Consider the following 18477-nt stretch of genomic DNA (forward strand, 5'->3'; position numbering starts at 1 on the left):
ACTTGATTATAAAGGGAACAAATGTTCCCGTCAAGTCAACCAAACGTTGCGCACAAAAGAACCTTTTGTTAATGTACATTGGTCGGCAATTGCAAGACCTGCAGCAGCTATGTCCTTCTCAAGGCGTTCGGAGGATACGATGACCGACCTGTTGCTGAATCGCTGCAGACTGTTGAGCATACGGACCCGCTCTTCCGGAGAAAGCACCGAGCACAGATTGTAGGGCATATCGATGATAGCCGCATCGTATCTCTCCTCTATCTCGTTCATATCTCCGATGACTACTAAATCCGGGTCGCAATATCCAAAATGGCGCAAATTGACCCTAGCTCCTTTTATAGCCAGTGGATTAATATCCCGACCAACGATGTCAATGCCCATGGATAGCGCCTCAATCAGCACATTGCCCATCCCGCAGCAAGGGTCGATCGCCTTGATTCCCGCCGTCTCAGGAACGGCGATATTAACAAGTGCACGCGCAACATATGTACTTAAACCGGTTGAATAGTTTTGAGGCTTGTCTTTATGCTTCAGCCAGACTGCCTCACCGGAATGGCATACACCAAAGACCCAAGTATCTCCGTTTGAAAATAATCCGAACATCACATGTGGCTTATGCACATCGACCTTTCCAGTTATATGTCCCCCGATCAGGCGTTCCAGCTCTCGCTGCTCTTCATAGCTGCGTTTCGTACCGCTTTTCATATAAACGACTTTGAAGGTTTTTTCCTCAAGCCGAACAGCTTTCACATTCAAGACCAGTTCTTCTATAGAATTCACCCTAAACAGGACATCCAATCGCATGGAGATGAAGGGACTACGGTTAGGCTCTACTTTGCGGGAAGACTCAATAAAAGCGGATGATTCAGGGTTATGTCCAAACAAGGCGCGCAGCTCCATGTGGCATAGTTCCACATCATTTTCGTGGCAGGCGTAAAAGTAAATACTATTATCTGTTAGAGCTTCAGGTCCGCCTCGGCCAGCATCAATTTTCATTCGCCAATTCCTTTCCTGTTCCCATTCAAATTTGATAATTGTTCCAGTATAATGTTATTGTTTCCAGCATTAGCCAAACGCTTTGAATTCCCGTCGTTTATGAAATTTCAAAGGTGGATAAAGCATGATGAGAATAGTCAAACCATGGATCATCACCCTTCTAGTTGGGTGGGGCATTTTTCAAATTCTCTTTTTCCTGGTGAAGGACATAATATTTGCATATATAACTATTCCTGAGCCGTACGACTTATTTTTTCAAATCGTAGGAATCGCACTGACTATATTGCTGACCTTCCTGTTTACGGCTGTCCTGGTCAATGACCGAACTGACTAAATCCACTATATTTTAACGATAACGAGTCTAGGCGCCTGAGGCGTGACTAAAGCAGTTTACGGTTTACCGAATCAGTTGCCTTCAGTGCTATCCTAATCACGCCACCAGGGGAAACCTTAGTGTCCCAAAAACCGAAACCAGGCTGCAGCAAAGCGGAAAGCATGGAAATAACTCCACCGTGTGTAATCACGAGGAGCCGTACATTATCGCTCTTTTCGACAAAACGCTTGGAAAGTGCCAGCAGTTCCTCCCCCATTTCAGCCACCCTCCCCTGAAAGCTGTGCCATGATTCGCCCCCGGGTGGAGTAACCGCCTTTGGATCATCGATCCACGCCCGATAAACAGCAAAATCCTTAAGCATATCGTACGTTTTGCCTTCCCACGCTCCGAAATTCATTTCACGCAGGCGGGGATCGGTAGTGGAGCCTGAAACCAGATCAGGGCGCGCAAAGCTCAGCGTCTGGCGGCAACGGAGCAAATCGCTGGAATAGACCGCCGAGAAGGGTACGCCAGCAAGCTCCTCCCGCAGGCCAAGCAATCCGCAAGCATCCCCCGGTAAAAGCGCCAGATCGCTATGTCCCTGATATTTTCGCTGGGTGTTCCACTCCGTCAATCCATGCCGGACAAGCCACCACTCAATCATTTTTATCACACCTTTGCTAATATGAAAAAAGAATACTGAAAACTTATAAATTCTTTAAACTTCACCCTTCAGAAAAACCTAGCCTGCAGCTAGGTCCTTGTCTAGCCCGATATGTTTGAGCATAGGGGAGCCGACACTCATTTCCACGAACCCCTGGTGCCCCCTCTTACCTCTCTCACCATCCACCGTTAAATGTATTTAGTACATCTATTTCTAGGTGAAACAGGTATTTTTGGATTTTAGTTGTAAAATGTACATCTAAAACGGGTCAATTGGGTTTGGCAGGGGTATTTCGTTCCTTTTAGATGCACTTTTTACATTTAAATGCTCAATATTGCCAATAGGGCTATGTTTAAATGTACTAAATGCATTTAATTAGTTTACGGTAACTGGTGTAAAACGCTAGTTCCAGAAAAAGCCACCGGCAAGCCACGTCCATAAAACGGTAGCAAGCAGTACAAACACATTTGCTACCCAGAACATTAGCTTCGCTGTACAGGGAATATCCTCCGCTTCCAGCTCACGGGACTTGTCGCCCATATAAGCTCGGAATGAGGTCACGCCATGGTATGAGTTTTCGCCGCCCAGTCTTATGCCCAAGGCACCCGCCACAGCCGACTCCGGGTAACCGCTGTTTGGGCTTGGGTGCGAAGAAGCATCCCGGCGTACGGTTTTCCAAGCCCGCCCGGCATCAAAGCGGAGCGCCCAAGCCGCGGCGACCAGCAGCAGGGCCGTCAATCTGGCCGGGATGTAGTTGGCGATATCGTCTAACCGGGCGGAGGCCCAGCCGAGATCGATATATTTGTCGTTCTTATAGCCGACCATCGAGTCGAGGGTGTTTATCGCCCGGTACGCGACCGCCAGCGGGGCTCCGCCCAGGAGCGCGAAGAACAGCGGCGACACCACCGCGTCGACGATGTTCTCCGCCACCGTCTCCACGGCGCCGCGCGTAATCTCCGGCGCGGCCAGGTGCGCTGTGTCGCGGCCGACGATCATGCCGAGCGATCGGCGCGCGCCGGGAAGGTCGCCGGCCTTCAGGCGGCCGTAGACGTCCATGCCGGCGTCTCGCAAGCCTTTGGCTGCGATCGTCGTCCAAATGAGCGCGGCCTCGGCGAAGGCCGCGAGCCACGGGCTGACCTGGGCCAGGAGCCGCAGGACGGCCCAGGTCAAAACGAAGCTGCCGCCTGCGATGAGCAGCGGCAGCAGCACCCCCGCCGCGCGGTAGCGGCGGGGCGGGACGAGGCGGCGGATGGCCGCCTCGAGCGCGCGTATGGCTTTCCCCATCCCGATCACCGGATGGGGAAGCCACCGCGGATCGCCAAGGAGGCGATCCAGCGCATACGCCGCCGGGATGACCCACCACGCCGCCGTCATAACCGCCGCTCCGCTTCCGCGGCGCGCAGCGACTCGGTCACGGCGGCATAAACCAGGCGGCCGACCGTGCCGCCGAGGTCCGTTGCGGTTCCGGCGTAGGCGTGCGCAAGCGGCCAATCGGCCCGCTGGCTCACGCCAAGGACGACCGCATCGGTCGTCGTGCCGGTGGCCACAAGCCCATTCTCGGCGTCACGTACGCCAAGATCCTGCAGCGCCGCCGCTTTCGCTTCGGTCGCCGTCATCACGGCGCCGAGCATCGCCGCCGGCGTCAGCCGCCCATCGATGGCGAGCAGCAGGTTGATCGTTCCCGGCGTCCACGAGGCCGGGAACGTCGTGCGCTGCACGCCGGCCCGTGCGGCGTTGGAAACGCCCGCCGTCGCGCAGCAAAAGACGGCGAAGTGGTCCGTCTTCTCCTCCGCGACCGCCGCATGCTTGAGCTTGGCCGCTGTAAGCAGCCCGGCGGTCCGCTCCTGCGGGTAGCCCCACTCCTCCAGCAGACGGGAAATGTCCCGCTCCGGCTCCTCGCAGCTGTAAAAGCGGTCGACATAGATGTTCACCATCCGCTCTACACCCCCTGGCCCTCCGCCAAATACCGCGCTGCTGAGCCGTTCCAGCACCATCGGCGCTTCCAGCTGCAAATGACGGTCTCCGTAATAAACCCGCAATCCAGGCCAAACCTTGGATTCATATTGCAAACCCGGCTCGTTCGATATAAATGGCAGCGTCATTTCACGGCTCCCTCCTCTAGCACCTGCTCCCATGCCCGGAGAAGCTTCACGCAAGCCGCCTCCCCTTTGACCGCAAGGCGAATGTCCCGGTTTCCGAGCCCAGGGTACATCGCACAACTGCGCACCAGTACGCCGCGGCGTCCAAGTGCTGCCTGCATGCTGGCGGCTGACCATGGCTCGGGGAGCCGAACGAGCAAGAAGTTCGCTTCGCCCGGCCACGTCTGGCAGCCCAGACGCTGAAGCTCCCGGCGCATGAACTCCCGCTGCCGCTCAATCAAAGCGATCGTCTGCGCTTCGTATTCTTTTCCTGTGTTCAGACAAACCTCACCCGCTAATAGAGCAAGCATATTGACGCTCCACGTCACCTGCTTGTCCCGCATCGCGGCTGCGGTGTCCGGATGGGCTACGGCGTAACCGAGGCGCAGCCCGGGAATCGCATAAAACTTCGTCATCGAACGAACTAGCACAAGATGCGTATAAGCGCTTAGCTCCGGAAGAAGCGTTTGCCGCGCCTCCTCCGGAATGAAGTCGATAAAGGCCTCATCTAACACCACGTAAGTACCGGAGCGTTCTCCTGCTTCCGCAAACCGGCGCAGCTCGTCCAATCTGTATTGAACCCCGTTCGGGTTGTTGGGCTGACCGATAAAGACAAGGTCCGAATCCTGAATCAGCCGCTCTACATCATCCGGCGAAGCCTTGAAATTTCGCTCCTCGGTTCCGAACACAGAGCTTACCTTCGCCCCAAGCTGCTGGGAGAGACTGCGATATTCCGAGAAGCAGGGCTCAACAATGCCTACGCGCTCCGGTCTAAAGGCCAAAAGCGCGAGCGCCATATTTTCCGCAGCCCCGTTACCGATGACAATTGCATTTTCCTCTACCTGAAGCCGCTCGGCTAGCAGGGATACAAGCCTCCGATGCCCAGGATCCGGATAATGCACGATCTCGGGCAAAGCATCCTGCAAAACCTTCAGTAATCCGGGCGGCGGGCCAAGCGGATTGATGTTGGCGCTGAAGTCGGCAATTTCGTCTGCTGCCACACCATAGCGGGCCGAAGCCGTCACTAAATCTCCCCCATGTCCGTATACTTCCAAATGCATGTAAGCACCTCTTTCTAACCTTTTCCGGTAAATTCTAATGCCCCCATTATGAAGTTCAAGCGGCACCTGCGTCAATTCATCTAGGAAAAAAGGTGGATTTTTCGAGCTCTTCTCCCTCCATCCCCCTTTGGTTTCGTGACCATATGGTTTACAATAATACGGTAAGAGCTTGTTCAAACAACATATTGGTAGTATTGGAGGATGGTAGATCATGCTGTTTATCGATAACGAAGGCATCACCGACGCTTCAATAAATCTGGCTATTGAGGAGTACGCACTCAGACACCTGCCGCTGGAGGATGACAGCTATTTGCTGTTTTATATTAATGCCCCGTCCGTCATCATCGGAAAACACCAGAACACGATTGAAGAGATCAATGCTGAATATATAAAAGAGCACGGTGTGCAAGTGGTACGGCGTTTGTCCGGAGGCGGAGCGGTGTATCATGACCTCGGCAACCTTAATTTCAGCTTTATCACCAAGGACGACGGAGAGTCGTTCCACAATTTCCGCAAGTTTACCGAACCGGTTGTCAAAGCGCTGAAATCGATGGGCGTTAATGCCGAAATGACCGGCCGGAACGATCTGCAAGTCGGGGAGCAAAAAATATCGGGCAACGCCCAATTCGCTACCCGCGGGCGGATGTTCAGCCACGGTACGCTCATGTTTAATTTAAATTTGGAAAATGTGCAGGCCTCACTGCATGCCAATCCTGAAAAATTCAAATCAAAGAGCACCAAATCAGTACGCAGCCGGGTCGCCAACATCATCGATTTTTTGGATCACAAAATGACCATCGAAGAGTTCCGTGCCGAGCTGCTGCGGCACATCTTCGGAATGGAGCCGGGTGCGGTACCTCAGTATAAGCTAACGGAAAACGACTGGACCAAAATCCACGAAATCTCGAATCAACGCTACAAAAATTGGGATTGGAACTATGGCCTGTCCCCGGAATGCAACGTAAAGCATGCCAAAAAATTCCCTGTCGGCATTATCGATCTACGGATGAATATTAAAGACGGGCACATTCAGGAAATTAAAATTTACGGTGACTTCTTCGGCGTTGGAGATGTGGCCGACATCGAAAATAAACTGAGAGGCGTTAAGCACGAGGAAGCAGCCGTACGCGCTGCGCTTGAAGGCATTGACGTGAAGCATTATTTCGGCAATCTGGACCTGGAAGACTTTATCGGATTGGTGTTCCTTGAAGAATAGCACCGGTGAGCCGAACTGAAAGGAATGAATCGTTCTTGCATCGTTCGCGTCTTGCCGACCTTGTTCTCCTCTTCGTTGCACTCATGTGGGGGAGTACCTTTTTAATCGTCCAGCATGCGGTAAAGGTATTGCCGCCCATGGCCTTTAACGGGCTTCGTTTTCTGGGGGCGGCGCTGCTGCTGGCGTTGGTGACCTTTGCTTTTTATCGAGGACAGTGGCGGGAGCTGTCACGCGGCATGCTGGGACATGCCGCGCTGCTGGGCCTGTTCCTGTTTATCGGATACACTTTTCAAACCGTAGGATTGCTCTATACAACGACCTCGAATGCCGGATTCATTACCGGGTTATCCGTCGTACTCGTTCCCTTTTTATCATTTTGGCTGCTAAAGCATTCGATTTCTCGGTTTACGTGGTTCAGCGCTCTGCTTGCTGCCGCGGGACTGTATATGCTCACGTTTGCCGGGGAGGCGTTTACCTGGAACAAGGGGGATGCACTTGTTTTCCTTTGTGCCATTGGCTTTGCCCTGCACGTAGCCTACACCGGCGTATTCGCCCCCCGCTACCCGGCGCTGCCGCTTGCCTCGCTGCAAATGGCCATCGTTGGCATATTGAGCCTCGTCGGTTCGCTGATGTTTGAAAAACACGGGCCAATGAACGAGACGGTACAGCGGCTCCTTCAGCCTGAAGTGCTCTGGGCGCTTATCGTATCGATTGGACCGACCAGTGCCTTCGCCTTTTGGATCCAAACGGTGTGCCAAAAGTTTACCAGTCCTTCCCGGGTGGCCGTCATTTTTGCCATGGAACCAGTGTTTGCGGCGATAACAGGCGTTTGGTTCGGCGGCGAAGTGCTCGGTATGATGGCTGTCTTAGGCTGTGTATGCATTTTTGGAGGAATGATTTTAGCCGAATTGAAATCCGCTCCCAGCCAGCTACAATAGATATATAAAGACACAAGGAGAGAGAGAAACCATGTATAAACTGATTGCCATTGATATCGACGATACTTTGATTAATGACGACAAGGAAGTCACCCCGGCTACACAGCATGCCCTGGAGGAAGCTGTTGCGGAGGGCGTTGTCGTTACGCTGGCGACGGGCCGCGCTTTTGCTTCGGCACAGGCGATTGCCCGCCAGACCGGCTTGAACGTACCGATTATTACCTACCAAGGGGCGCTAGTCAAAAACCTACTCGATGAACAGGTGCTCTACGAGCGTTACCTGCCGGTCGAAGCCGCCCGTAAGCTCTACGAATACTGTCTCAAACACGATTTGCATTTACAGACCTATATCGATGATAAGCTATATGCCCGTGAAGAAAATCAAAAGATTATTGACTATACAGCGCTTAACAAAACGAAGTATTATATCGAGCCCGATTTTGCCAAGCTTATAGAGCTGCCGACGCCAAAAATGCTCATTATCGACGAGCCGGACTATTTGGACGAAATCACTCCCGTCCTGCGTGAGTTGCTGGGAGATCAGGCCCATGTAACTAAATCGAAGCCGAACTTCCTCGAAATAATGCATCATGAAGGTACAAAAGGGCATGCCCTGAAATTCCTTGCCGGACACTTCGGCTTTGAACTGTCCCAAACGATTGCCATCGGCGATTCCTGGAACGATCACGAAATGCTGGAGGCTGCCGGCCTCGGAGTCGCTATGGCCAACTCCATTCCGGCGCTGAAAGAGATCGCGGACTATGTGACGCTGAGCAACAATGAAGACGGCGTAAAGCACGTGATCGACAAATTCGTTTTGAAGCGGGAAGTATAATTTGAATATGCAAAAAGAGCTGAGCCGGATCGTATCCGCTTAGCTCTTTTTTTATCGTACCCACCTTCAATTCCGCCGAAGCACGACAACTTGTCCAGTCCGCGCAAATTCGGCTTCTTCCGGCAGCCTATAGTCGCTTAACAGGTCGATGTCATGTGACATATGGGTAAAAATCGTCCGCCCCGGCTTCACTTCACGCAGCAGTTCAAGCGCTTCGGTGACATCATAAACCGATCTCGTCAAAAACTCGGCATTTTCCCTGTAGAAGCTCGTGCCCAGCACCAACAGATCCAGTCCTTGAAGCGGGATTTTCTGCTCCGCCGGTAGTGCAATGGCATCTGAACAGTAGACCCAGGCGAATCCGTTTTTTTCTAGCCGATAGGCGTAGGAGAATCCGTTTTTGCCGTGAAACACCTTCCACGCCTGAACCTGCCAGCATGCGAGCTGGACTCCGTCATCAACCGGATGAATATCAAGATTGCGACCGAGCCAGGGGTACTGCCGCAGAATTGTATCCAGCACCTCCAGCGGCGCATACAGCTGTCCTCTCCGGTCTAACCAGCGGCAAGCATCCGCCCACTCAGGAAGTCCGCCGATATGATCAAAATGAGCGTGGGTGACGAGGATACGCTCCACAAATCGTTGCCCTCGCCGCTCCATTCCGCCTCGAAAATCCGGTCCGCAGTCAATCAGGAAGGCTCCTTCGGCTCCCTCAATCGCTACCGAAGAGCGATATCTGCGGTTCATGCCGGAATCCCTGGCTTCCGCACAAACCTCGCAATCGCAATACATTCTTGGAACCCCCATTGCGTCCCCGGTGCCGATAAATACAAGCTGATCCATATAGGAGTCCGCCCCTTTCACATCGTCAAATGGCGTTGCCACCGTACTCACTCTGCCTTCATTTTCTCTCTTCTTATCTTTCGTTCAAACCGCGCAGCATCTCTTTCATTTGGCAGGTTCATTTTTCCTTACCTCCCGCAAACGTTTCTCCTCTTCTTATTTACCCTCGTTTTACCAAAAACCGTTCATTTTGAAAACCCTTTTTTTCGTTGAAGATAAATCCAACTGTTATCCCGTTCGTTTCCTTTATGAACAGCAGCGTACTTTTCTATGGATCCAGACCGCATATTGCGGTAGTTTTTCTTACGAAAAAAGGGTATGGGGTTCATCCCCATACCCTTTCCTTTTTCACCATCCACCACTAAATGTATTTAGTGCAGCTATTTTCAGGTGAATTGCAATATTTTAAATTCTAATTGTAAAATGTACATCTAATTTGGATTAATTTCATTTTAAGGGGTATTTCGCTCATTTTAGATGCACTTTTTGCATTTAAATGCTCAACACTTCCAATAAGTCGATGTTTAACTGCACAAAATACACTTAATAGTCAGTTTACGGTAACAGCAAGACCAAGGCCCCATTCTTCACTCGTTGATCAGCACATTTGCTTAATCAGATAATTACACTTAGCGGATTTCGCTTGAGCGGATTTTCCAAAATCCAGCTGCGCTCGTCGTCGTATAAATAAGCCCGATGTACGAGCACGCGTACCTCTTGGCCGCTCTTTAAGGTCTCCTTCTCCAAAGAGCGGAACGTCGTTAGTGTCTGTCCTCCAACTTCCACCTCAACGAGCCACTCGCTACCACGGAAGTGTAAATGCTTCACAATGCCAGGAGTGGTAGCCGAAAGCAGCGTAAACTCATGCTCTGTTCCCACTTCGATATACTCGGGGCGAATCAAAGCCCGTGTGCCAGGCCCTCCGCTTTCCTCCTCAAAGCCTTTCAGCTCGGACGCTCTCTCCACCAACGTTGATTGGCCGATAAACGATGCGACAAAAGGTGTTTTCGGCTCCTTATAAATATCCCACGGCGTCCCTTTTTGCTCCAAACGGCCCTGGTTGATGATCATGATCTCATCCGCTACTTCAATCGCTTCATCCTGGTCATGGGTTACGAAAATAGACGTTATGCCCACCCGTTCGATCAGTTCCCGCAGCCATGATCGCAGCTCCTGACGAATTTTGGCATCAATAGCCGCAAACGGTTCATCCAGCAAAAGAAGCTGGGGCTCCGGCGCCAAAGCACGGGCAAAAGCGACCCGCTGACGTTGTCCACCCGACAGCTGATGCGGGTAACGCCCTTCAAACCCTTTTAGTCCGGTCAGCTCTACCAATTCCAGCACCCGGCTCTTGACCTCAGCCTTCGGTACCTTCTTAACCTGCAAGCCAAAGGCGATGTTATCGAACACCGTCATATGTTTAAAGAGCGCATAGCTTTGAAACACAAAACCGATGCCGCGATCCTGGGGAGCGAGCTCATTGACTCGCTTGCCGTGAAAAAGAATTTCGCCGGAATCCGGCTGCTCCAAACCGGCCAGCATGCGGAGAATGGACGTTTTCCCTCCACCGCTCGGGCCAAGCAATCCGATCAGTTGCCCTTTTTGAATGTCAAAACTGACGTTTTGTACGGCATGAAAGCTTCCAAAACGTTTAACTAAATTTCGTACCTCTACATGCATATTCATGTCACATCCTTTCAAGGTGCAGACAATCATTTAATTCGGATAAATTTACTTGGTTTTTGTATATGGATACTTTATCAAACCTGTGGGTGTCCCGTCAATCCGCCTATTCAAACTTCTCTAACTTTCCAAAAAAAATAAAAACCAGGTTAACACGCAGCAAATGCTAATATCGTGCCGTGTTAACTGGTTTTGTCAAGCAATGTAATGCAGTTGCAAAGCTATGATAGATTAATGGGATAAAGTGCAGGTGGAAAACAAAAACGTCTTTATGACGTCATGCGGTAACAGCTTTGACTTAGCATTTTCACATGAGCGGAAGCAGCCGGCTTTATTTCTTCAAATGTCAAACGATCCTGAATGTAATAGGAAATAAACCCATGCAAGCCTAAAAACATACTGAGCGGAAGAGATGGATTTGCTTCCAGTTGATGCTTCTCCTCCTGTAGAAAGCTGCGTACAATAGACTCGAACATATTAAAGCATTTGGCCTGTTCACTTCGACAATACGTTAATATTTCCTCATCTCTCAGCATGAACATAATTTCGTATTGATGCGGATGATCCAAACCAAACTTGATGAATTCAAACATCAGCTGTTCCAGTTTGGACAATCCATCGGTAGGCGGTCGTTTGGCGACCTGCTCGCATAGAAGGGTCAAAGACTCGAAATCTTTGACAACAATGGCATAAAAAAGTTCGGCCTTTTCTTTGAAGTGGTAATATAATGAGCCGTGACTATAACCCAAATGTTGCCCGATACTACGCATGGAAATCCCGCGGTACCCTTTGGTTATGAACAGATGTCTAGCCGCATCCATAATTCTTTCTCTTGATAACTCCTGATCGACTGCTCTTCTTGCCATAGGCATTATTCCCCTTCAATAAAGTAAACCTCTTCACCTTCCGTCAATACCGCTTGCCCTCCAGTCAAATCGATCATCCAATTTCTGAAGGTCTCCGCCTCCTGCTTCAGCGGCAGGCAGCATAGCGTCACCTTATCCGTAAAACTAGTTTCGCCCGTGCGAATTTCACGGCCCCGCAGTTCATTTTCCACCTTGCCCAGCCAAGTATAATCCAATTCTACAAAAATCTCTTTATGCAGCACACGAGTGATGACTTCCCCTGCTTCAATCGCAGCGACAGCCCCATCCGTATAAGCTCGAATAAGTCCACCCGCTCCAAGCAAAATTCCGCCAAAATAGCGGGTTACCACAATGGCGACATTTTTGAGGTTCTGGTTCTTAATTACCTCCAAAATCGGCTTGCCAGCCGTGCCACTTGGCTCCCCATCGTCCGATTGCCTCTGGATTTCATCACGTTCCCCTATCATATAAGCGGAGCAGTTGTGCGTGGCGTTCCAGTGCTTCTTCTTGATCTCTTCAATAAAGGCGATCGCGTCTTCTTCGGTTTCTACCGGCTTGATATAGCCGATAAATCTCGACTTTTTAATCACGATTTCCTTGTCTCCGGCTCCACGAACCGTCTTGTATCGTTCTAGCATATGGTACCTTCCTTATGAATGTGCCAAGAAGCAGCCCAGCCGGGAAATCCCGGTGAACTGCTTCCTGACGTTGATAATCCTTTAACCAAAGATAAGCCAGCCCTATTCGGTAAGTCTTGCTTCCAGTGCAGCTTTTTCTTTTTCATAGCCTGGTTTGCCAAGCAGGGCGAACATATTTTTCTTGTACGCTTCAACGCCCGGTTGGTCAAACGGATTGACACCCAGCAGATAACCGCTGATCCCGCAAGCTTTCTCAAAGAAATAGACCAGGTAACCAAAGGAGTAAGGCGTTTGGTCTGGAATATTGACAACAAGGTTAGGAACTTGTCCGTCTGTATGAGCCAATAGCGTTCCTTGGAACGCTTTTTTGTTGACAAAGTCGAGCGTTTTGCCAGCCAGGAAGTTTAATCCGTCCAAATCGGCCGGATCGGATTCAATCGTGATGTGACTAGGCACTTCAGTTACTTGAATTACAGTTTCGAAAATATTCCGGCTGCCTTCTTGGATAAATTGTCCCATGGAGTGCAGGTCCGTAGAAAAGTCCACCGAAGCCGGGAAAATACCTTTATAATCTTTGCCTTCACTTTCGCCGTAAAGCTGTTTCCACCATTCGGACACGTAGTGAAGAGAAGGCTCGTAGTTTACAAGAATTTCAGTAGCTTTACCTTTACGATACAAGGCATTACGAACAGCCGCATATTGGTAGCTGGCGTTCTCAGCCACATTCGGATTGCTGAATTCCTTCGCTGCGTCTGCGGCGCCTTGCATCATTTCATCGATGCTAATGCCAGCCGTTGCAATCGGCAGCAGGCCTACAGCGGTAAGTACGGAATAACGGCCACCTACGTCATCAGGAATTACGAAGGTTTCATAGCCTTCTTCGTCAGAAAGCTTCTTCAGCGCACCTTTAGCGCGGTCCGTCGTAGCATAAATCCGTTTGCGAGCTTCTTCTTTACCATACTTCTTCTCCAGTGCAGCACGGAAAATACGGAAAGCAATCGCTGGTTCTGTCGTCGTACCGGATTTGGAAATTACGTTCACGGAGAAATCTTTGCCTTCGATCAGGTCGAGCAGGTGGTTGACATAAGTCGAGCTGATGTTATTTCCGGCAAAATAAATTTCCGGGGTTTTCCGTTTGTCTTTCGGAAGTAAGTTATAGAACGAATGCGACAACGATTCAATCGCTGCGCGCGCTCCAAGGTAAGAACCACCGATCCCAATGACGATCAGAACCTCGGAATCACTTTGAATTTTCGCAGCCGCTTTCTTGATGCGGGCGAACTCTTCTTTATCGTAATCGGTTGGAAGGTTAATCCAGCCCAGATAATCGGATCCTGCTCCTGTCCCTTTATGTAATTGCTCGTGAGCCAAGCGAATCGGTTCAGCAAAATAATCCACCTCATGCTGACCAACAAATTGCAGAGCTTTGCTGTAGTCAAACGTCACTTTTTTGGACATGGTTGTAAAGACCTCCATCTTTTTTTTATACCACTTACCTATCCCCAAGAGGTGACATTCATATGCCATCCTGGAAAAAAACTACATTGAATGCCCTCTTAAACACAACTTAAACCTAGGATACTGTAAATTATCAGCGAAGACAAGGGCACATTGTACAGGTTTTACGCCCACATGCTAAAATAATTAAGTGCTGTTCAATTCTTTCAAGAAGGTGACGAAAGTTGAAAAAAATCGGATTTATCGGGCTGGGCACGATGGGTGCGCCCATGGCGTCCAATTTGCTGAAAAAGGGTTTTGAAGTAACTGTCTATAATCGCACAGCCGCAAAATGTGAACCGCTCGCAAAGCTTGGCGCCTCAGTGGCTGCCTCGCCAAAAGAAGCCGCTGTTAAAGCGGACATCGTCATTACGATGGTCAGCAACGACTCCTCTATCGCGGACGTCTACGAAGGAGAACATGGCGTTCTAGCAGGCATCCGTCCAGAAATGACCGTTATTGACTGCTCGACGATTTCCCCGTCGCTTGTACATAAACTAGCGGAGCAAGTGTCCGCGCTGGGCGCTTCTTTCCTCGACGCCCCGGTTACCGGAAGCTCCCCTGCCGCGATAGACGGAACGCTGGTCTTTATGATCGGCGGCTCGAAGGAAACCTTGGATAATACACGGGATATTTTTGAGGCAATGGGTAAAAAAATACTGCACATGGGTCCAAACGGTAGCGGATCCGTCGCCAAGCTGGCGCACAATACCATTGTCGGCATCAACAATTTGGCGCTCGCCGAAGGCTTCGCCATTGCTGCGAAATCCGGTCTTCCCGCTGATGCATTTCTGGAGCTTGTTCAGCTCGGCTCGGCTGGCAGCAAAGCGGCTGAACTAAAAGGGCGCAAAATTATTGAGCACGATTTTTCGAACCAGTTCTCCCTGGCACTGATGCTGAAAGACTTGAAGTTAGCTGCATCCCTGACCGATGGCTCCGGCATTCCTTCTCCGATGCTGAATCTGGCTAAAAGCTTATTCCAAGCTGGACAAGCTGAAGGCTATGGCGAAGAGGACCTTTCCTCGGTCGTGAAGCTTTATGAAGCTTGGATTGGCCAAACCATCGGCGGTCAAACGTTAAGCTAAAACATAGTTCATAAGAAAAACGCCTGACGGCGTCCTTTGAGTTAGCTTAGACTTCTACATTGTAGGGACGGGAGGGATGGGTATGGGGTTTCACCCGCTGTTAAACTTTCCACCCCAACCCCATTCCCTCTTCTGTTCTACTCCTTGCTCCCTGCAGCTTTTTCAACATCTCACCGATTTATAGGAGTACTTTCAGGGGAGATCAACCGCGGGCTAGGGGTAGTTTTACTCTTGGTCACATCCTTTTGCTTCTTGTCTCTCACCATCCGCTAGTAGATGTATTTTATACATCTATTTCCGCACAAATTGAAGTTTTTGGATTTTTAGTTGCATTTCGTACATCTAAAATGATGCAATTAACCTTGGCAGGTTCGTTTTGCTGATTTTAGCTGCACTTTCTGCACTTAAATGCTCAAAGGTTCCAAATATACGGGATTTAACTGTAGAAAATACATTTAGTTTGTAAGTCCCAACGCAACGGTAACGGTAATTGCTACCGTAAGAGTAAGAGGAGGTCAGCCCATTCCGGCCGACACCCATTTTTTACTCGTCATATTACTCTTTTGCTGATTGTCTGCAAGGTCTGAAAGTGCGCTTTTTATTTTTCCCACATACATAGCTAACAAGATTCTTTCCCCAGTAATTTTATACTCTGATATGTAAATAAAAAGGCAGGTGCAGCGTTAAGCTGCTATCTGCCTTTTGTATATTCCATGGATGCTCAGTACTCAGGCTCCTGTACCATAAGAGCAGCAGTAGTCGGTCACTACTCGCACCTCGAGCTTGAAGGAAGATTTGGCGGGAACGGTGAACGTACCGCGTCCTGTGATTTCTCTCCACAATGTCTCCCCGGGAAGAAGCACCTTTAAGTCCCCGGAAAGAATGTCCATCACTTCAAGCGAATCGGTTCCAAATTCATATTCCCCAGGGAGCATGATCCCCAGCGTCATTTTGCTGCCGTCCGGAAGCCATACCGTCCGGCTGGTTACTTTGCCGTCAAAATAAATGTTGGCGGCCTTATCCACCGTTACGTTTTGCAGTTGCTGTGTCACAATCCCCTCTCCCTTCACTTCGTTCCGATTCCTATTTTAATTGGGCTTTCACATGTTTAACGACATTTTCAACCGTAAAGCCGTACTCTGCAATTACTTTGTCGCCAGGCGCAGATGCACCGAAGGTATCGATGCCGATCACGGAGCCGTTTTCCCCAACATAACGTTCCCAGCCAAACGGATGGGCCATTTCTACAGCCACACGTGCTTTAACGTCAGGCAAAATCACGGAGTCTTTGTAGGCTTGGTCCTGTTTGTCGAATAGATCCCAGCTTGGCAAGCTTACAACGCGAACGTGAATGCCTTCTTCCGCCAAAGCGGCTTGAGCCTTCACAGCGAGCTGCACTTCAGAACCGGTGGCGATAATTTGGGCAACCGGTTTGCCGTCCTTCGCGTCGGATACTACATAGCCGCCGCGTTTTATGCCCTCACGAGCCATCTCTGCGGATTTTTCGAGAATCGGCAGGTTTTGGCGAGTAAGCACCAGGGCTACCGGATTCGATTTATTTTCAACCGCATAAGCCCAAGCTGCAGAGGTTTCGTTGCCGTCTGCCGGACGAATCACCGTGAGGCCTGGAATAATGCGCAAGGAAGCGAGCTGTTCAATCGGTTCGTGAGTAGGTCCGTCTTCGCCAACTGCAATACTGTCATGTGTCAGTACATAGGTAACCGGCAGCTTCATCAGCGAGGACAAACGAACCGCCGGACGCAAGTAGTCCGTGAATACAAAGAACGTACCGCCGAATACTTTAAGACCGCCATGCAGCATAATCCCGTTCATAACAGCAGCCATACCAAATTCGCGGACACCGAAGTACAGGTTACGGCCAGCGCGTGTGTCCGGCGTGTACATTTCAAGGTTGTTCAGATGCGTCATCGTGGAGCTTTCCAAGTCAGCCGAACCGCCAAGCAATTGTGGTACATTCGGAGCAAGACCATTCAGCGCATTACCGGAAGCGACGCGCGTCGAAACCGCTTTGTCCTGAGTGGTGTATTTCGGAAGGTCTTTATCCCATCCGTCCGGAAGATCGCTGGCAACCGCTTTTTCAAATTGAGCGGCAAGTTCTGGATATTCCGCTTTATATTTGGCGAAGGTTTCATCCCAAGCCTTATTCGCGGCGATGCCGTTCTCTTTCACCTTGGCGAAATGCTCGCGTACTTCTTCTGGTACAAAGAAATCTTCTTCGTATACCCATTTATAGTTTTCTTTCGTCAATTTAGCTTCTTCCGCACCTAGTGGGGAACCGTGCGTTCCACCATGGCCGCCTTTGCCTTGCTTGTTCGGACTGCCGTAGCCGATCACCGTCTTCACTTCGATCAAAGTTGGACGTTCGGTATCCCGTTTACCTTCTTCGATCGCTGCTTCGATGGCAGCCAGATCGTTGCCGTCTTCGACGAGCAGCGTTTGCCAGCCGTAAGCTTCAAAACGTTGTCTTACGTTTTCCGAGAAGCTCAGATTGAGTTTACCGTCCAGAGAAATGTCATTGGAGTCGTACAGGAAAATCAATTTGCCAAGCTTAAGATGTCCGGCCAGGGAAGCTGCTTCACTCGCTACGCCCTCCATCAAATCACCATCGCCGCAAATACCGTACGTATAATGATCGATCACTTTCAAATCGCCTTTATTATAAGTTCCTGCGAGCTGGCTTTCCGCAAGCGCCATCCCGACAGCCATCGCCAAACCTTGTCCGAGCGGGCCGGTCGTAGCGTCTACCCCTGCCGTGTGTCCGAACTCTGGATGACCTGGTGTTTTACTCCCCCATTGGCGGAATTGCTTGATTTCTTCCATCGGCAAATCATAGCCGCTCAGGTGCAGCAAACTGTAGAGCAGCATGGAGCCATGTCCGGCAGACAGCACAAAACGGTCGCGGTTCACCCATGTCGGATGATCCGGGTTATGTTTCATCGTTTTGGCAAACAGCTGATACCCCATCGGCGCAGAGCCCATCGGCATACCCGGATGACCGGATTTTGCTTTCTCAATTGCGTCGATCGCCAGCGTACGGATGGTGGTAATCGACAAATTATCGATGGTATTGTTGACTGAAAGTGACATTCAAGTTTCCTCCTTAATTATGAAGAGATCCTTTGGTAGATCAAAAGAAAAACGTCTATCGACGTACTTTCTAGGTGTTAGACCACTGACTAACCCATTAAAACATCATTTTGAAAAAATCATTTTGACTTATTTATTGTAACATTTTTTATATCCCTTTGCCATATCATTATTCCCAAGCGTTCCCTTGAAATTACTTTATTCCGACATTGCGCTACATGCAAGCAGAAAGTCGCGTGTGAATTAGTATCATAGCGCTTTCAAAAAACTTCGGTAGTTGACGCTCCACGTGAGCTTTGTCGTCCTTTTCTTATGGTAATGAGCTTCAATATACTGTTTAAAACCAATAGTCGGAAAAATGTAACGGTTATGAGCGACCTTTCTCATAACCGTTAGCGCAAATTATTTATTGTTTAAAATATTACTTAGTAAAGCGGATTAGCGCTTGCTCCGTCGCTTGGCCGCAAGCAATCGGCCAAGCCGATCCGCCCCGGGCCCGGTGGCATCCCCCGGGCCTGCGGGCGCCCGGCCGGCTCCCTCCTGCGGAGGAGGAGCCGGGACCTCGGCCCGCGGCGCTGTGCGCGCGGGCCCTGGGG

The 18477-nt window shown here is 50.3% G+C and carries 17 protein-coding genes; 5 read left to right on the forward strand and 12 right to left on the reverse strand.

Annotated elements, in window-relative coordinates; translation table 11 throughout:
• Window positions 1-30: 30 nt before the first annotated feature.
• The gene (locus tag ACFQ3W_RS22335) at window positions 31-996 is read right to left on the reverse strand and encodes an RNA methyltransferase (RefSeq protein WP_379321448.1); all 966 of its coding nucleotides are present in this window, start codon (window positions 994-996) and stop codon (window positions 31-33) included.
• 124 nt (window positions 997-1120) lie between these two features.
• Here ACFQ3W_RS22335 and ACFQ3W_RS22340 point away from each other — a divergent pair, with 124 nt between their 5' ends.
• Window positions 1121-1330, forward strand: coding sequence for a hypothetical protein (locus ACFQ3W_RS22340; RefSeq protein ID WP_379321449.1), 210 nt, complete (start codon window positions 1121-1123; stop codon window positions 1328-1330).
• A 46-nt stretch (window positions 1331-1376) separates the two neighbouring features.
• On the opposite strand, the gene ACFQ3W_RS22345 is transcribed toward ACFQ3W_RS22340, so the two are convergent.
• From ACFQ3W_RS22345 to cobD, 4 genes are all read right to left on the reverse strand, one after another.
• A complete protein-coding gene (locus ACFQ3W_RS22345; RefSeq protein WP_379321450.1) occupies window positions 1377-1973 on the reverse strand; it encodes a histidine phosphatase family protein in 597 nt (198 codons plus the stop codon).
• A gap of 402 nt (window positions 1974-2375) precedes the next feature.
• A complete protein-coding gene (gene cbiB / locus ACFQ3W_RS22350) occupies window positions 2376-3347 on the reverse strand; it encodes an adenosylcobinamide-phosphate synthase CbiB (RefSeq protein ID WP_379321451.1) in 972 nt (323 codons plus the stop codon).
• Window positions 3344-4075 (reverse strand): adenosylcobinamide amidohydrolase, encoded by a 732-nt coding sequence (locus ACFQ3W_RS22355; RefSeq protein WP_379321452.1) that lies wholly within the window; start codon window positions 4073-4075, stop codon window positions 3344-3346. Before ACFQ3W_RS22355 ends, cbiB begins: the two co-directional genes overlap by 4 nt.
• Window positions 4072-5172 carry a threonine-phosphate decarboxylase CobD gene (gene cobD / locus ACFQ3W_RS22360; protein WP_379321453.1) on the reverse strand — a complete coding sequence of 367 codons (1101 nt, stop codon included), beginning with the start codon at window positions 5170-5172 and terminating at the stop codon, window positions 4072-4074. The genes ACFQ3W_RS22355 and cobD overlap by 4 nt, the downstream gene beginning before the upstream one ends.
• Window positions 5173-5383: 211 nt before the next feature.
• On the opposite strand from cobD, the gene ACFQ3W_RS22365 reads away from it, so the two are divergent.
• From ACFQ3W_RS22365 to ACFQ3W_RS22375, 3 genes are read left to right on the forward strand one after another with little or no spacing between them, the layout of a single operon-like run.
• Window positions 5384-6388, forward strand: coding sequence for a lipoate--protein ligase (locus tag ACFQ3W_RS22365; RefSeq protein WP_379321454.1), 1005 nt, complete (start codon window positions 5384-5386; stop codon window positions 6386-6388).
• A 35-nt stretch (window positions 6389-6423) separates the two neighbouring features.
• Window positions 6424-7326, forward strand: coding sequence for a DMT family transporter (locus tag ACFQ3W_RS22370; RefSeq protein ID WP_379321455.1), 903 nt, complete (start codon window positions 6424-6426; stop codon window positions 7324-7326).
• Between the two features lie 31 nt (window positions 7327-7357).
• Window positions 7358-8161 carry a Cof-type HAD-IIB family hydrolase gene (locus ACFQ3W_RS22375; RefSeq protein ID WP_379321456.1) on the forward strand — a complete coding sequence of 268 codons (804 nt, stop codon included), beginning with the start codon at window positions 7358-7360 and terminating at the stop codon, window positions 8159-8161.
• Window positions 8162-8227: 66 nt separating this feature from the next.
• Here ACFQ3W_RS22375 and ACFQ3W_RS22380 read toward each other — a convergent pair whose 3' ends face one another.
• From ACFQ3W_RS22380 to ACFQ3W_RS22400, 5 genes are all read right to left on the reverse strand, one after another.
• Window positions 8228-9004 carry an MBL fold metallo-hydrolase gene (locus ACFQ3W_RS22380; RefSeq protein ID WP_379321464.1) on the reverse strand — a complete coding sequence of 259 codons (777 nt, stop codon included), beginning with the start codon at window positions 9002-9004 and terminating at the stop codon, window positions 8228-8230.
• Window positions 9005-9619: 615 nt separating this feature from the next.
• Window positions 9620-10684: a sulfate/molybdate ABC transporter ATP-binding protein gene (locus ACFQ3W_RS22385; protein WP_379321465.1), complete on the reverse strand. Its 1065-nt coding sequence runs from the start codon at window positions 10682-10684 to the stop codon at window positions 9620-9622.
• A 272-nt stretch (window positions 10685-10956) separates the two neighbouring features.
• On the reverse strand, window positions 10957-11553 hold the full coding sequence (locus ACFQ3W_RS22390) for a TetR/AcrR family transcriptional regulator (RefSeq protein ID WP_379321457.1): 597 nt from the start codon (window positions 11551-11553) through the stop codon (window positions 10957-10959).
• 5 nt (window positions 11554-11558) lie between these two features.
• Window positions 11559-12191 (reverse strand): YigZ family protein, encoded by a 633-nt coding sequence (locus ACFQ3W_RS22395; protein WP_379321458.1) that lies wholly within the window; start codon window positions 12189-12191, stop codon window positions 11559-11561.
• Window positions 12192-12293: 102 nt separating this feature from the next.
• Complete coding sequence (locus ACFQ3W_RS22400) at window positions 12294-13649, reverse strand: glucose-6-phosphate isomerase (RefSeq protein ID WP_379321459.1); 1356 nt, start codon at window positions 13647-13649, stop codon at window positions 12294-12296.
• Between the two features lie 224 nt (window positions 13650-13873).
• Here ACFQ3W_RS22400 and ACFQ3W_RS22405 point away from each other — a divergent pair, with 224 nt between their 5' ends.
• Complete coding sequence (locus ACFQ3W_RS22405; RefSeq protein WP_379321460.1) at window positions 13874-14773, forward strand: NAD(P)-dependent oxidoreductase; 900 nt, start codon at window positions 13874-13876, stop codon at window positions 14771-14773.
• Between the two features lie 728 nt (window positions 14774-15501).
• On the opposite strand, the gene ppnP is transcribed toward ACFQ3W_RS22405, so the two are convergent.
• Window positions 15502-15825, reverse strand: a complete 324-nt coding sequence (gene ppnP / locus ACFQ3W_RS22410; RefSeq protein WP_379321461.1) for a pyrimidine/purine nucleoside phosphorylase — start codon at window positions 15823-15825, stop codon at window positions 15502-15504.
• A 31-nt stretch (window positions 15826-15856) separates the two neighbouring features.
• On the reverse strand, window positions 15857-17881 hold the full coding sequence (gene tkt, locus ACFQ3W_RS22415) for a transketolase (RefSeq protein ID WP_379321462.1): 2025 nt from the start codon (window positions 17879-17881) through the stop codon (window positions 15857-15859).
• Between the last annotated feature and the right edge of the window lie 596 nt (window positions 17882-18477).

The sequence above is a fragment of the Paenibacillus puldeungensis genome (assembly GCF_042678945.1).
Lineage (GTDB): Bacteria > Bacillota > Bacilli > Paenibacillales > Paenibacillaceae > Fontibacillus > Fontibacillus puldeungensis.